Source organism: Streptomyces sp. DSM 116793, assembly GCF_057320905.1.
In genome coordinates this window covers 8,073,355-8,087,185 of the sequence record NZ_CM170494.1, presented here as the reverse complement: position 1 = coordinate 8,087,185, position 13,831 = coordinate 8,073,355, and the positions used below count along the sequence as shown (strand labels likewise).

The 13,831-nt window shown below is 73.4% G+C and carries 11 protein-coding genes and 1 pseudogene; 5 read left to right on the top strand and 7 right to left on the bottom strand.

Annotated features, from left to right (window positions below; genetic code table 11):
- The first annotated feature begins 85 nt into the window (after nt 1-85).
- The gene (locus ACSMXW_RS31905) at nt 86-646 is read left to right on the top strand and encodes a sigma-70 family RNA polymerase sigma factor (RefSeq protein ID WP_485801449.1); all 561 of its coding nucleotides are present in this window, start codon (nt 86-88) and stop codon (nt 644-646) included.
- Entirely contained in the window at nt 643-1,377 is a 735-nt protein-coding gene (locus ACSMXW_RS31900; RefSeq protein ID WP_485801447.1) for an anti-sigma factor family protein, read from the top strand. The genes ACSMXW_RS31905 and ACSMXW_RS31900 overlap by 4 nt, the downstream gene beginning before the upstream one ends.
- A 111-nt stretch (nt 1,378-1,488) precedes the next feature.
- On the opposite strand, the gene ACSMXW_RS31895 is transcribed toward ACSMXW_RS31900, so the two are convergent.
- Nucleotides 1,489-2,241 (bottom strand): N-acetylmuramoyl-L-alanine amidase, encoded by a 753-nt coding sequence (locus tag ACSMXW_RS31895; protein WP_485801445.1) that lies wholly within the window; start codon nt 2,239-2,241, stop codon nt 1,489-1,491.
- Nucleotides 2,242-2,456: 215 nt separating this feature from the next.
- Here ACSMXW_RS31895 and ACSMXW_RS31890 point away from each other — a divergent pair, with 215 nt between their 5' ends.
- On the top strand, nt 2,457-3,377 hold the full coding sequence (locus tag ACSMXW_RS31890; RefSeq protein WP_485801443.1) for an SCO0930 family lipoprotein: 921 nt from the start codon (nt 2,457-2,459) through the stop codon (nt 3,375-3,377).
- A 113-nt stretch (nt 3,378-3,490) separates the two neighbouring features.
- On the opposite strand, the gene ACSMXW_RS31885 is transcribed toward ACSMXW_RS31890, so the two are convergent.
- The 6 genes from ACSMXW_RS31885 to ACSMXW_RS31860 all read right to left on the bottom strand — a co-directional run bounded on the left by ACSMXW_RS31885 (nt 3,491) and on the right by ACSMXW_RS31860 (nt 8,465).
- Complete coding sequence (locus ACSMXW_RS31885) at nt 3,491-4,417, bottom strand: alpha/beta fold hydrolase (RefSeq protein WP_485801441.1); 927 nt, start codon at nt 4,415-4,417, stop codon at nt 3,491-3,493.
- Nucleotides 4,418-4,563: 146 nt separating this feature from the next.
- Entirely contained in the window at nt 4,564-5,424 is an 861-nt protein-coding gene (locus tag ACSMXW_RS31880; RefSeq protein ID WP_485801440.1) for a fumarylacetoacetate hydrolase family protein, read from the bottom strand.
- Nucleotides 5,421-6,254: an enoyl-CoA hydratase/isomerase family protein gene (locus ACSMXW_RS31875; protein WP_485801439.1), complete on the bottom strand. Its 834-nt coding sequence runs from the start codon at nt 6,252-6,254 to the stop codon at nt 5,421-5,423. Before ACSMXW_RS31875 ends, ACSMXW_RS31880 begins: the two co-directional genes overlap by 4 nt.
- Nucleotides 6,255-6,296: 42 nt before the next feature.
- Nucleotides 6,297-6,785, bottom strand: coding sequence for a winged helix-turn-helix transcriptional regulator (locus ACSMXW_RS31870; RefSeq protein ID WP_485801437.1), 489 nt, complete (start codon nt 6,783-6,785; stop codon nt 6,297-6,299).
- 649 nt (nt 6,786-7,434) lie between these two features.
- A complete protein-coding gene (locus ACSMXW_RS31865; RefSeq protein ID WP_485801436.1) occupies nt 7,435-7,833 on the bottom strand; it encodes an SseB family protein in 399 nt (132 codons plus the stop codon).
- 224 nt (nt 7,834-8,057) lie between these two features.
- Nucleotides 8,058-8,465 carry a hypothetical protein gene (locus tag ACSMXW_RS31860; RefSeq protein ID WP_485801434.1) on the bottom strand — a complete coding sequence of 136 codons (408 nt, stop codon included), beginning with the start codon at nt 8,463-8,465 and terminating at the stop codon, nt 8,058-8,060.
- 187 nt (nt 8,466-8,652) lie between these two features.
- Here ACSMXW_RS31860 and ACSMXW_RS31855 point away from each other — a divergent pair, with 187 nt between their 5' ends.
- Both ACSMXW_RS31855 and ACSMXW_RS31850 read left to right on the top strand, forming a co-directional pair.
- On the top strand, nt 8,653-13,062 hold the full coding sequence (locus tag ACSMXW_RS31855) for a cation-translocating P-type ATPase (protein ID WP_485801432.1): 4,410 nt from the start codon (nt 8,653-8,655) through the stop codon (nt 13,060-13,062).
- A gap of 187 nt (nt 13,063-13,249) precedes the next feature.
- Nucleotides 13,250-13,810, top strand: a pseudogene (locus tag ACSMXW_RS31850) (PaaX family transcriptional regulator); the annotation flags it as partial.
- Nucleotides 13,811-13,831 lie beyond the last annotated feature (21 nt).

Sequence of the window (13,831 nt, the reverse complement as noted above, 5' to 3'; positions counted from 1 at the left end):
CCCGCGCATGTGACCTGAGTCATATGAACGATCCCCTGCGCCGCCTCGTGTTGTGGTCGAAGCAACAGGAATTCGGAGTGGGTGGATGGCGATACTGCGGTCCCGCGCCCAGCAGAGCGCGAGTCACGAAGCGCTGATCCGTGCGCTCTACGCCGAGCACGGCAAGGCCCTGCTGGCGTACGCAACACGGTTGACAGGAGACCGGCCCGCGGCCGAGGACGTGGTACAGGAGACCTTGATCAGAGCGTGGCGGCATCCGGAGGTCATCTCCAACGCCCAGGGATCGGTGCGCGGCTGGCTGCTGACCGTGACCCGCAACATCGTCACGGACCGGTACCGCGCCAAGGCGGTGCGCCCCACCGAGGTCGCCGAGTCCGAGTCCACGCCGCCGGTGCAGCGCGACCACGCCGACGCCGTGGTGGAGTCCGTGGTGCTCATGGACGCCCTCGACCGGCTCTCCCCCGAGCACCGCGACGTGCTCGTCGAGATCTACTACCGGGGCCGCACGGTGCCGGAAACCGCGGGACGACTCGGCATACCGGAGGGTACGGTCAAATCCCGGGCGCACTACGCGCTCAAGGCGCTGCGCAAGCTGTACACGAGCAAGTCCGGCGGCGCGGTCCGGCTCAAGGAGGTGGCGGCATGAGCGTCCAGCACCAGCACGGCGAACTGCTCGGCGCGTACATCCTCGGCATCCTCGATCCCGGAGAGCGGCGGGAGGTGGAGGAGCACACCGCCACGTGCGACGCATGCCGGAAGGAGCTGGACGAGCTGCGGGAGATGGAGACGGCGCTCGGCGAAGTGCCACCGGAGGCGTTCCTCGACGGCCCGGTGGAGGACGGCGACCTGCTGTTGCAGCGCACGCTGCGCCGGGCACGCGAGGAGGACGCCGCCGCCCGGCGACGACGCTCATACGCCAGGGGCCTGGCGGCGGCGGCCTCGGCCGTGGTGGTCTTCCTCGGCGGATACCTCGCCGCCGGCGCCGGCTCGTCCTCCGAACCCCAGGCCGGCGGTCCGCCGGGACCTTCCATGTCGTCGTCCCCCCTGCCCTCGCCGGCGCCGACCGGTATCCGGGTGGGCTCGGCGACGGACGCCACCACCCGGGCCGGCATGACCGTCCGCCTCACCCCGGCCACCGGCTGGGTGCGGGTGAACGCCGCGGTCACCGGGGTACCGGCGGGTGAACACTGCCGACTGGTGGTCGTCGCGGCCGACGGCGAGCGGCAGACCGCGGGCAGTTGGGTGGTCGCTCCCGGGGCGAAGGGCAAGGGCAAGGGTGCGGACCTGGACGGGTCGGCCGCGATCGCCCCGGACGATGTGCGGTCCATCGTCGTCGAGAACACCGCCGGCAAGCAGTACGTCTCCGTCCGGCTCTGACGCCGGGATGCGAACGGGCCCGGGACCTGGCGGTCGCGAGCGGGCCCGGGAGCGGGCGGCGGACCGGGTTCCGGTGTGCCGCCCCGCGGGGTGGACGGTCGCCATGCGCGGTCATCCCGGGGGCTGGTCGCCGAGGTCCTCGCGGAGCCGGGCGGCGTGCCGGCGGATCTCGGGCAGCGCGTCGTAGAGCGCCTGGCCGGGGCAGTCGGTGCTGTCTCCGTCGCGGTGTCCCGAGATGACGTTCAGTTCGACGGAGCTGCCCTTGGCGTACCGGCCGCCGTTGCTGCCGGAGACCAGCCGGACCGTGCTCAGCGGGCTCACGTCCTGGGGCAGCTTCCAGGCGGCGATGGCGGCTATCGCCTCGATCATCGGCGCGGGGACCTGCTGCCCGGCGCCGAACGTGCCGACCGCGGCTATGCCCACGCTGTGGGCGTTGAATCCCTTGGTGTGCGCACCGCGCACCGGCTGGGTGGCGCCGCCGGCGCGGCCCTCGTAGATGGTGCCGCAGCGGTCGACGGCGAAGTTGTAGCCGATGTCGTCCCACCCCATGTCGGCGATGTGGTGGGTCTCTATGGAGCGGAGTATGCGGGGCACGTCGCGCGCGCAGTCGTAGTCGTTGGGGTGGTTGGTGTGGTGGACGAAGACGATCTCGACCGGTGCCGTGTAGACGGGCCCGGCCCGTACGGCCGCCTCGTCCGCCTGCCAGGCCTGCCGGGACACGAAGGCGGGGGCGGGCACCACAAGCGGCACCGGCGCCGGTATGCGGAGCGGCTGCGGCTGCGCCTGCGGCCGATGGGTGTCGCAGGCAGCCAGCAAGGACAGGGACAGCACCAGGACGCCGTACCGGGGCTTGCGTGGCCACATGCCCCCACCGTGCCCCCGCCCCGTCACCGTCCGCATCCGGAGGGGTCCGTTCGGGTGCCCCGCTCGCGCGGCAGGCGCCTCCCGGGGGTCTCACGGCGGTGAGACACATCTGTTACAAACCGTGGAAAACCGGGATGAACGATGCCCGCCGACCAGCCCGTGTAGAGGGAGAAGGCACCGCTCAGGAGCGGGCGCCCCGACCTTCTGGGAAAGTGATGACGAAGAAGACCTTGCACGGCCTGTTCTTGGGTGTGTCGGCCATGACGCTGCTGACGGTGTCGGCGTGCGGCAGCGGTTCGGGAGGCTCGAAGGCGGACGCCGGGCCCGCCCCGGTGATCAGCGCCTCCGCCGGCGCGGCCACCGGCTCCGCGGCGCCCGCCGCCGGGTCGTCGCCGGGGCGGCTGGCGGTCCACGACGACAGCGCGCTCAAGTCGGTGGTGACCGACGGCGACGCCAGGACGGTGTACGTCTTCGACAAGGACACCACCCCCGGCCGGTCGAACTGCTACGGGGAGTGCGCGACGATGTGGCCGCCCGTGCCCGCGAGCAACGCCACCGCGGGGACGGGGCTCAACAGGGACCTGCTCGGTGCCGTCACCCGCACCGACGGCACCGAACAGCTGACGCTGGCCGGCAAGCCGCTCTACTACTACGCCAAGGACACCAAGCCGGGGGACATCAAGGGCCAGGGCGTCGGCGGGGTGTGGCACGCGTCGGCCCCCGACGGCTGGAAGGCCGGCGTGGCCCGCCCGGCGCTCGGCGTTCTGAACGACCCCAAGCTCGGCCCGGTCCTGCAGGACGGGAACGGCATGACGCTGTACCTGTTCACGAAGGACACACCGTGGCCGATGAAGACCGCGTGCGACAGCGCCTGCCTGCAGAAGTGGACGCCCAGCGGGCCGGTCTCCCCGGCGGACGCGCGGGCGGCGGGGATCTCCCCCGCCGCGCTGTTCACCTTCACCACGCCGGCCGGCACCAAACAGGAGGCGTACAACTGCTGGCCGTCGTACACGTTCAAGGGGGACACGCTGCCCGGGCAGACGAACGGCCAGAACGTCGGCGGGGTGTGGTTCGGCATCAAGGCGGACATCACCAAGATCGACCGTGGCAGGACGATTCCCGCTGCGCGGGGCTGATGCGGGGCCGGGTCACGGACGGGGGTTTCGTGACCCGGCGTTCGGCCCTGCGGGCCGGGGTGGCCGTTGCCTGCGGTTCTCGTCTTCGGCTGCGGGACGGTGGCGGCGAGTCGTCAGCCGAGGAATTCCGCGAGGGCCGCGAGTATACCGTCGGGATCTTCCTCGGGGAGGAAATGGCCGGCGTCCACAGCCGTGCCGAGACGGTTGTGCGCGTACTCGTGCCATACGTCCAACGGGTCGTAGGTTCGGCCGACAAAACCGCGTTTCCCCCAGAGCACGAGCAGGGGACAGGTGATCGTACGGCCCGCGGCGGCGTCCGCGCCATCGTGCTCCAGGTCGATGGTGGCGCCCGCGCGATAGTCCTCACAGATCGCGGCAATGGCCTGCGGGGCGCGGAAGCACCGTGCGTATTCCGCCCAGGCCGAAGAGGGGTCGGCGATCGTGCCGAGGTCTCCGCCGACCAGCCGGCGAAGAAAGGATTCGGGCGCGCCACCGATGAGCGTTTCGGGTAGATCGGCTGGCTGCGTGAGGAAGAACCAGTGGAAGTAGGCCTCGCCGAGCGCTCGGTTGACCGTCGCGTAGACGTGCCGGGTGGGGACGATGTCGAGGACCGCCGCCCGTTCGACCGCGTGCGGATGGTCCAGAGCCATCCGGTGCACGACGCGCGCTCCGCGGTCGTGCCCCACTGCGGCGAACCGGTCGAATCCGAGCCGCGCCATCAGGCCGACCTGGTCCGCGGCCATCGCCCGCTTGCTGTACGCGGAGTGGTCCTGACCGCCGGGCGGCTTGTCCGAGTCGCCGTAGCCTCGCAGATCGGCGGCGACGACGGTATGGTCGCGGGCGAGCCGCGGGGCCACGTACCGCCAGGTGAGGTGGGTCTGCGGGAAGCCGTGCAGGAGAAGCACGGGAGGCCCCGATCCACCGACCCGGCCGTGAATCCGCACACCGTCGACATCCACGTCGAAGGCCTGGAATTCCGTGAGGAACGCGGACTCTGCTGAAGAAGTGCCTGGCCCAGAAAGGCGATCGGCGCCGTTCATGCTGTACTCCTTGGTCTCGGGCCTGTGCAACAAAAGCGCGCCTGTTCTGCTCTACGGACCGACCGAGGCTGCAACAGGGGGTGCAAGCCACAGGCCGATTGAACCATGACTCCCGGAGCCTTCGGGGGGATGCGCGATACAGGAGGTCATTCGCTGATGACCGGGTTGCGCAGGGTGCCGACTCCTGTGATCTCCACCTCGATCAAGTCGCCGGGGTGAAGGTAGTGCTTCGGCTCGCGGAACGCGCCGACGCCGCCGGGGGTCCCGGTGGCGATCACGTCGCCGGGTTCGAGCGGGGTGAAGGTGGAGATGTAGGAGACCAGTTGCGGGACATCGAAGATGAGGTCCCGGACATCGGCGTCCTGGAGGGCTTCGCCGTTGACCCGGGTCTGCAGGTGCATCGCGTCGGCGGGCCCGGCTTCGTCGGGGGTCACCAGCCACGGGCCGAATCCGCCGGTGTGCGGGAAGTTCTTGCCGGGGGTCCACTGACTGGTATGTGTCTGAAAGTTGCGGACGGTGCCGTCCTGGTAGACCGACCATCCGGCTACCGCGTCGGCCGCCTGCTCAGGGGTCTCGCGGTAGACCGGCCGGCCGATCACTGCGGCCAGTTCGCCCTCGTAGTCGAACTCCTCGGTGACTGGGGGCATGACGATCGGCTGGCCGTGGGCGACGTGGGTGGAGGGCAGGCGGAGGAAGACCGGTGGGTGTTCCTGCACGTCGAATCCGGTTTCCCCGCGGTGCGGCACATAGTTGACCCCGGCGCACAGCACCTTGGCCGGTGCGAGGACCGGTGGGGCGATGTCCACCCCGGCCAGCGCGACATCCGCCGTGCGCCCGGCCGCCCAGTGGCGCAGTTCGTCCAACACCCCGGCGCGCAGCACGTCGTCGACGCTTGCCAGGGCCGAGTCGAAGCGGGCGGCGTCGATGGCGTACCCGTCGCTCGGCCCTCCTCGGCTGACGATGCCGAATCCCCTCCGACCGCTGCCGGTCCAGTTCACGAGCTTCACTGTGTGTCTCCTTCCGGCTGGCGTCCGAGGTGGTAGCCCAGGCGCATTTCGTAGTCGCCCGGCTGATTGCGTCCTGCGGCGAGCGCGGCCGGAAGCCTGCGCTTGGACCCCGGCCAGTTGAATGAGTGCATGTAGATGTCGTAGGAGGACTGCAGATCCTCAGCGGACGGCAGCGTGTACCGGTTGACCTGCTGTTTGACCGCGGCGATCGACTCCTTGTCAAAGGAGGCGACCCTGCGGGCGAGCTCGTCGACCAGCGCGTCGAGTTCGCCGTCGGGGACCGTGCGGTTGACCCATCCGTACCGTTCGGCCAGCTCGCCCGGATAGTCGTCGCTGGACAGGGCCACCTCCAACGCGCGGGCACGGCCGAGCAACAGGGGCAGATGCTCCAGGCCGCCACCGCCGGGCAGGTTGCCGTTGGCGGTCTCAGGCTGGCAGAACAGCGCCCGTTCACTGGCGAAACGCATGTCCATCGCCTGGATCAGCTCGCTTCCCACGCCCCTGACCCGTCCGCGTACCTTCGCGATGGACACGACGGGCAGCCGGGACAGCCGCGAGGTGGCGTCGATCAGCAGAGGGTAGCCGCTCACGCCCAGTTCCTCGGGGGTCTCGGCGACCCGAGAGGTGTCATAGTGGTTCAGGAAGTAGTCGGGATTCGCCGACTCGAACACCACCACGCGCAGCCCCGAAGCAGCCTCCATCTGATCGACCAGCCCCGGAAGCTCGGTGAGCATCTCCGGGGACACCAGGTTGATCGGCGGGCTGTCGAAGGTGACTCTCCACAGCCGCCTGGTCTCGACGGTCACGGAGAAATGGGTCCATTGCTTCACGGATTCGTCTCCCTGGCTGGAACGTGACTCGTGGCGAACAGGTCATACGGCAGTGGCGAGACGTACGGGCGGCCCGCCACGGCCGGGCCGCGTCCATGCGGTCCGCTCGGCGGTCAACGGCTCGTCGCAACTGGTGCACCAGTCCGCGGACCGCGCCGACTGGCCGCACTTGGTGCAGGTGATCCTCATCGGCCGTGCCCCTTCCGGCGCCGCGGTGTGCTTCGCGCCCCAGTGGGCCAGGGCGTGGAGTACGGGCAGGGCGTCATGCCCGGAGTCGGTCAGGCGGTACTCGACCCGCGGGCGCACCGTGCCCCCGTAGGGGATCCGCACCACCAGGCCCGCCTCGGTCATGCGCCCGAGGCGGGCCGCGAGCACGTTGTCCGATGCGCCGAGTTCCGTGCGCAGACCCTCGAAGCGGGTGTTGCCGGCGAACAGCTCACGCAGGATCACCAGCGTCCATGCGTCACCGAGAACGTCGAGGCCGCGAGCGATCGGGCAGGGCTTGTCCGACCAGTCCGATCGGAGAGGCATACAGATTCCCTTTCTTAAAGAAAGCTAATACCGGGACTGTATACCTCTGGCCGACCGGCCCGCAACCCGCAGCCTCCTCGTCCGCGCTGCCCGACGGCAGCCACCGTTGGCACGCGCACGCCGGTGGCCGTCCCGGGCTGATCCGCGCGATTATCACGCGCAACACCCTGGTACGGCCCGGGTCCGGGACGGCGCGGCGGTCAGATCACGAGCACCGATTCAGCCGGTCGGCGTAGTGATCCTCCGAGGCGGCGCATCGACGACGCACAGGTGTTCCCAACCCGGCCGGACCACCTCTCCGGTTGCGCCCACGAGATCCCGCACCCCGGACCTGCGGACCTGCGGTGTGGTGCCGGCCGGGCTGGGCCGCGCCGCACGAACCACCACCCGGCGAGGGGTCCGGCTGTGCTCTGGCGCGTGAGGGCGGAGGCGGCCGCGACACGGGGCGACCGCGGTGGCGGCCGGCAGCCTTCGACCGCGGGACTCACAGGGAGCGCAACCCGTCGAGCGGCGCGTCGACCGCCTCGACCAGGGGCGCGCCACCGCCGCCCGCCGCGAGAAGGCAGCGACCATCCGCCCGGCTTCCGCCTGGCCGGACTCACATCGCCGGCATCCCCTTGGGCCCGCCCGATGACCCAGACGAAACCCCCTAGGCGTCGCGGTCCAGCAGGTCCTTGACACCCTGGGCCGTGAGTGCCAGTTCCTCCGGGGTGCCGGCGTCGATGACCAGGGACAGCTTCTCCGACGGCCAGCCGTGGGCGAGCGCCCCCAGGACCACGCTGCGATGGCGCCTGGCCCCGGGGACCGCCTGCTCCATGCGTGCGTGGGTGGTGAAGACCGGCACCAGTTCGGTGCCGTCATCGAGTTCGTAGACGGGCAGGCTCAGGGACTTGGGGTCCGGGCCCACCGCGTTGATGTCGGCGGGGAGCAGCACCTCGCTGCCGGCCAGCGTACGCAGCGCCGCGTCGTCCGCGCCGTGCTCGACGACCGTCCGCAGGGCCTGCTGGGTGGCGGAAGCGCCGCCCCCGGGTTGTGGGTCAGTCATCATGCATCCGATCACCGTGTGGAACGTGCTCTCCGATCGGGCCCGCCTTCCGGGCTCCGGCCGGAGTCCCTCCCGGCTACCCGGGCCGGCGGGTGTCATGCGTACGGTCGGCACGGCGGGCCGGCACGCGCGGGGCCGGCACGCGCCGCCGTCACACCCCCGCCCTGGTCGCGAGCGGGCCCGGAGCGTGGTCCGTGGCCCCCGGCCCTCTCCTGCCCCTCCCGGGGTCACTCCTTCTCGCGCCGCCCCCGCCGGGCCACCGCCGTCGCCACGCCGATGGCCGCGGCCACCGGCCATTCGACCGCCCCGGCGACGGCGAGCGCGCCGAGGCCGCCGTAGAAGGCCAGCCGCTCCGGCGGCGGCAGCTTGACGCCGGGCAGCGCCGACTCGGCGGCGTGCATGGTGGCGGAGAGGTCGTCCTTGGTCACATACGGGACGGGGATCGAGGGGTGCGCCATGTGCACGTGCGGCCGTTCCTCCTCGGGCTCCTTGGCCCGGCTGCGGGCCGCCGTGGCACGGGTACCGGTCCTGGACTTCTCGCGGGCGCTGGTCCTGGACTTCTGGGGGCCGGATGCGCGCGACGCGGCGCCGCCCGTCGTCTTCCTCTTCCGGCCGGTGCTCGCGGTGGTCGTCATGCGACTCGCCTCCTCGGTGCTGCGTCTCCCATGTCTCCCCTACGTGTCCCGTGCCTCCCCTACGTGGGGGCCAGGGGACGTCCCCCCACGCGTACCAGGGCCACATGGGTACAAACAGGCTCATATCATTACATTTCGTATAGATACCGGTACGCTTCGCTTGTCGGCGAGGTGTGGGCGGTGATCCATGATGGCGCCAGCAATCGGACTGCTGAGCGGGTTCCTCACCGCCTGCGCCCAGATCGCGGGCCGGCCCGCGGCCGCCGCCGACTCCCGGGTGCTGAGCTTCGCGGACGGCCGCAGGCACATCGTGGTCCGTGGACTGCGGGGGCCGCGGGCGGACCGGATCCTGGAGGAGGTCGAGCGGCGGCTCGCCGCACACCCCGCCGTCGAGTGGGCCGTCGTGAACACGGCGCTCGAAGCGGTCGTGCTCGCCACCGGGGCCGACGCCGAAGAGGAGGCCGGCCTGCTGGAGGAGCTGCTCGGCGTCGTCGAGGAGGTCGAGCGTGCGCATGACGCCGACGGTGAGTCGCTGCCGTCCGCCCACCCCGCCGCGCCCCGGCCCGCGGGCAGGGCCGTCTGGTCCCTCGCCCTCCAGGCCGCCGCCCTGCCCGTCGCCGCCGTCAGCCGTCTCGTCCGCTTCTCTCCGCTGCCGCCGGAGGTCGCGGCCGCCATCTCCGAGATCGACTACGAGCCCCGGCTGCGGCGGCTGGCCGATGCGGTCATGGGCCACGAGAACGCCTCGGTGGCGCTCTCCGCGCTCAGCGCCGTCCTCCAGGCGAGCGCCGGCGGGGTCCTCGGCCTGACCATCGACGTGGTACGGCACGGGCTGGTGGTCGCGGAGCTGAAGAGCGCGCGCACCGCCTGGTTCAAGGCGGAGCCCGACATGGCCGGGGCACGGGAGCGCGCGGCGGCCGGCGCGCCGCCCAAGGTGCCGCCGCGTGAGACCCCGCTGCGGGACGGCCCGGTCGAGCGATACGCGGCCCGGTCCGGCTACGTGGCCGGTGCCGGCTTCGCCGGGGTCCTCGGCATCGGCCGCCGCCCGCGCGCCGCCGTGGCCGCCGCGCTCGCCACCATCCCCAAGGCGCCGGTACTGGCCCGCGAGGCCTTCGTCTGCACCCTCGGCGGTGCCCTGAACGCGCGCGGCACTCCGGTCCACACCCCTCAGGCGCTGCGCCGCCTCGACCGGATCGCAACGCTCGTCCTGGACACCCGCGCCCTGTCGGACGGCGCCCACCGCCTTGCCGACCTCGTGCCGCTGGACGACGACGCACCGGCCGGGCAGCTCGCGGCGACCGGGCACCGGCTGTTCGACCCGCACGACCCGGACCGGCTCAGCACCGCCGGCCGCTGGCGGCTCGGCCCCCTCGAACACCTGCGGGTACGGGGCCGCACCGGCAGCCGGGCCGCCGCCGCGCTCGCGGAGGAGGACGCCCGGCTGCTCGGGCTCGCCGAGGGGGACCGGTTGATGGCCGTCATCAAAGCCGTCCCGGCGGTGCCCGACGCCGCCCGCCTCCTGGTGGCCGCGGCCCACCGCTCCCGGCTCCGGGTCGTCGCCCACGGGCCCCGGGCCCGGGCCGTCGTGCCCGGTGCCGACGAGGTCGCGCCGGACGGCGAGGCGGCCGCCGACACGGTCCGCCGGTTCCAGGCCGGCGGGCGCGGGGTGCTGCTGGTCTCCGGCGACCGTGCCGCTCTCGCCTGCGCGGACCTCGGCGTCGGCGTCCCGTGCGCTGACGGTGTCCCCGCCTGGGGAGCCCATGTGCACGCCCCGTCCGCCGGTGCGGCCCTGCTCCTCGCCGAGGCGTGCGGCCCGGCGCGGACGGTCTCCCGTCGCGGTGTACGGCTCGCCCAGGCCGCCGCCGGGGTCGGCGCCACGACCGCGCTGGCCACCCCGGACAGCCGCCCGGCCCTGAAGAGCATGGCCGCCGTCAACGGTGCGGCCGCGCTCGGCATGGCGCACGGTGTCTGGAGCGCCGTGCAGTTGCTGCGCCGCCCGCCGGATCCGGTGCCCGCCCGGGAGCCCTGGCACGCGATGCCCGTGGAGACCGTGCTCGCGCGCACCGGGAGCCGGGCGGACGGCCTGACCGACGCGGAGGCCGCGCGGCGCGCCACCCCCGGTCAGGACGGGCCCCGACAGCCCTCCCTCGTCCGGTCCGTCGCCGCCGAGCTGGCCAACCCGCTCACCCCCGTCCTGCTCGGCGGCGGTGTGCTGTCCGCGGCGGTCGGGGGCGTCGTGGACGCGGCCATCGTCATCGGCGTGACCGTGCTGTCCGGCGTGATCGGCGGCACCCAGCGGCACATCACCGAGCGCGAGGTGCGCCGGCTGCACGAGCAGTCCGAGACGACCGCCGTCGTCGTGCGGGACGGGCAGGAGCGCACGGTGCCCGCCGGTGAACTCGTCGTCGGCGACGTCGTCCGCCTCGCCGGCGGCGATGTGGTGCCCGCCGACTGCCGGCTGACGGACAGCGGCGGAATGGAGGTGGACGAGTCCGCGCTCACCGGTGAGTCCATGCCGGTCACCAAGAGCCCGGAGCCGGTCCTGGCCGTGGACGTCGCCGACCGCACCTGCATGGTCTACGAGGGCACCACGGTCGCCACCGGCCGCGGCACCGCCGTCGTCGTCGCCACCGGGGCCGACACCGAGGCCGGGCGGAGCGCGCTGACCGCCCGCGGCGCCGCCCCGGCGGTCGGCGTCGAGCGCCGGCTGGCCCGGATCACCCGCACCGCGCTGCCCGTCGCACTGGGCTCGGCGGCCGCCGTGATGGCCGCCGGGTTCCTGCACGGCCGCCCGGTGCGGGACAGCATCGGGGCCGGGGTGGCCCTCGCCGTCGCCAGCGTCCCGGAGGGCCTGCCGTTCCTGGTCTCCGCCGCCCAACTCGCCGCGTCCCGGCGGCTCGCGGCGCAGGGCGTGCTGGTGCGCGACCCGCGCAGCATCGAAGCGGCCGGCCGCGCCGACGTGCTGTGCTTCGACAAGACCGGCACCCTCACCCAGGGCCGCATCGAACTCACCGGTGTGGAGGCGGACGGAGCCGGCCGGCCGTTCCCGCGCCTCACGCCCGAGCAGCGCGCCGTGCTGGCCGCCGCCCTGCGCGCCACGCCGCGGGCCCGGCCCGGCCGGCCGCAGGAGCACTTCACCGACCGTGCCGTCACCCACGGCGCACGGCGCGCGGGTGTGCGCGGCACCGAGGGCGCGCCCCGCTGGCGCCCGGACGCCCACCTGCCGTTCGAGCCCAGCCGCGGCTTCCACGCCACCCGCGGCCGTACCGGACCGATCCGGCTGCTGTCGGTCAAGGGCGCCCCGGAGGAGGTCGTCCAGCGCTGTGCCACCTACCGAGGGCGCCGTCTCGACGCCGCGGAGCTGCTGGCCCGTGGCGAGCGGCTGGCCGCGGCGGGCCACCGGGTCCTCGCGGTCGCCGAGCGCCGCGACGCGGCCGGCGGAGAGCTCGACGACGACGCCGTGGCCGGCCTGGACTTCCTCGGCTTCCTGCTGCTCAGCGAGGAGGTCCGCAGCGACGCGGCCCGCTCGGTCCGGCAACTCGGGGACGCCGGTGTGCAGATCGTCATGATCACCGGTGACCACCCGCAGACCGCCGAGGCCATCGCGCGCGAGCTGAAGGTGCTCGACGGGCACCGGGTCGTCACCGGTGCCGAACTCGACGGGCTCGACGACGACGCCCTGGACGCCCTGCTGCCCTCCATCGGCGTCGTAGCACGGGGCACCCCCGCGCACAAGGTCCGGGTCGTGCAGGGCTTCCAGCGTCTCGGCCGCACGGTCGCCATGACCGGCGACGGCTCCAACGACGCCCCCGCGATCCGGCTCGCCGACGTCGGCATCGCGCTCGGCAGGCGCGGCACGCCCGCGGCACGCGCCGCCGCCGACCTCGTCGTCACCGACGACCGCCTGGAGACGATCCTGGCCGCGCTCGTGGAGGGCCGCGCCATGTGGGCCTCGGTCCGCCAGGCGCTCGCCATCCTCGTCGGCGGCAACTTCGGCGAGATCGGCTTCACCCTGCTCGGCTCGGCCCTGGGCGGCTCCTCCCCGCTGACGGCCCGTCAGCTCCTGCTCGTCAACCTCTTCACCGACCTCGCCCCCGCCATCGCCGTCGCCCTGCGCCGGCCGGCCGCGAGCGCCGAGGAACGGTTGCTCCACGAGGGTCCCGAGGCGTCGCTCGGTGCCGTGCTCACGCGCGAGATCACGGTGCGGGCGGTCACCACCGCCGCCGGCGCCGGCGCGGCGTGGATGGCGGGGCGGGCCACCGGCCGTCCGGCACGCGCCCGCACGATCGCGCTCGCCGCGCTCGTGGGCACCCAGCTCGGCCAGACCCTGCTGGCCGGCGGCCGGAGTCCGACGGTCCTCGGCTGCGTGGCCGTCTCCGCCCTCGCGCTCGTCGCCGTCGTCCAGACGCCCGGCGTCAGCCACTTCTTCGGCTGCGTCCCGCTCGGTCCCCTCGCCTGGGCGACGGCCCTGGTCTGCGCCGGGACCGCCACGGCGGCGTCCGTCCTGTTCGCTCCCGTGGCTCCCGGACCCGGCCGCGGCGCCGCGAGCACCCCCGAACGTGCGCCCGGCCCCCGGCGCGCCGCGGGGGCGGCGACGTAGTCGTCGGGGAGAACCGGAGGTGGTCCGGCGGTCGTTGCGGGGGGCGCAGGTCGCCACCGAGGCGGCTGCCGCGCCGGGCTCGTCGCGGCGTCGGCCGAGCCTCTTATGGTTCTACAACTTCCTTCCGCAGCGACACGATAAAGCGCAAGAAAGTGGCTGCGGCGCGGGGTGAGGGGAGTGGAGGACGATGGCGGACGGCGCATCGCGCGGAGCCGGCCGGAGGGCACGCGGGGGCCCGGCGCCGGCCCCGGGCGCCCGGCCGGTGGTCAGCCGGCGGCGGGAGATCGGCGATGCCAGCGCCCGGTCCCTGCTGATGACCGTGCTCGGTGAGTACGTGCTGCCGGGCGGGCGCCCGGTGTGGACGTCCGAGCTGGTGGACGCCCTGGCGATCTTCGGCATCGAGGAGAAGTCGGCCCGTCAGGCCCTCGCGCGCACCGCCGCCGAGGGCTGGCTGAGCTCGGAGCGGGTGAGCCGCCGGGTGCGCTGGTCGCTCACCCCGCCCGGGCGCCGGCTGCTCACCGAGGGCGCCCAGCGGATCTACGGCTTCGGCAGCGGCGAGCGCACCTGGAACGGGACGTGGCTGGTGGTCCTGGTCTCCGTGCCGGAGGCCAGACGCGAGCTGCGGCACCGGCTGCGCACCCGGCTGAGCTGGGCGGGCTTCGGCTCGCCCGAGCCCGGGGTGTGGGTCACGCCGCACGCCGACCGCGAGGCCGAGGCGGTCGGCGTCCTGAAGGAACTCGGACTCGCCGACGACGCGATGTCCTTCACC

What these genes read in the sequence shown, in the direction of transcription:
- ACSMXW_RS31905 (WP_485801449.1), top strand. Translation starts at nt 86, where the DNA reads ATGGCGATACTGCGGTCCCGCGCCCAGCAGAGCGCGAGTCACGAAGCG.
- ACSMXW_RS31900 (WP_485801447.1), top strand. Translation starts at nt 643, where the DNA reads ATGAGCGTCCAGCACCAGCACGGCGAACTGCTCGGCGCGTACATCCTC.
- ACSMXW_RS31895 (WP_485801445.1), bottom strand. Translation starts at nt 2,241, where the DNA reads ATGTGGCCACGCAAGCCCCGGTACGGCGTCCTGGTGCTGTCCCTGTCC.
- ACSMXW_RS31890 (WP_485801443.1), top strand. Translation starts at nt 2,457, where the DNA reads ATGACGAAGAAGACCTTGCACGGCCTGTTCTTGGGTGTGTCGGCCATG.
- ACSMXW_RS31885 (WP_485801441.1), bottom strand. Translation starts at nt 4,417, where the DNA reads ATGAACGGCGCCGATCGCCTTTCTGGGCCAGGCACTTCTTCAGCAGAG.
- ACSMXW_RS31870 (WP_485801437.1), bottom strand. Translation starts at nt 6,785, where the DNA reads ATGCCTCTCCGATCGGACTGGTCGGACAAGCCCTGCCCGATCGCTCGC.
- ACSMXW_RS31865 (WP_485801436.1), bottom strand. Translation starts at nt 7,833, where the DNA reads ATGATGACTGACCCACAACCCGGGGGCGGCGCTTCCGCCACCCAGCAG.
- ACSMXW_RS31860 (WP_485801434.1), bottom strand. Translation starts at nt 8,465, where the DNA reads ATGACGACCACCGCGAGCACCGGCCGGAAGAGGAAGACGACGGGCGGC.
- ACSMXW_RS31855 (WP_485801432.1), top strand. Translation starts at nt 8,653, where the DNA reads ATGATGGCGCCAGCAATCGGACTGCTGAGCGGGTTCCTCACCGCCTGC.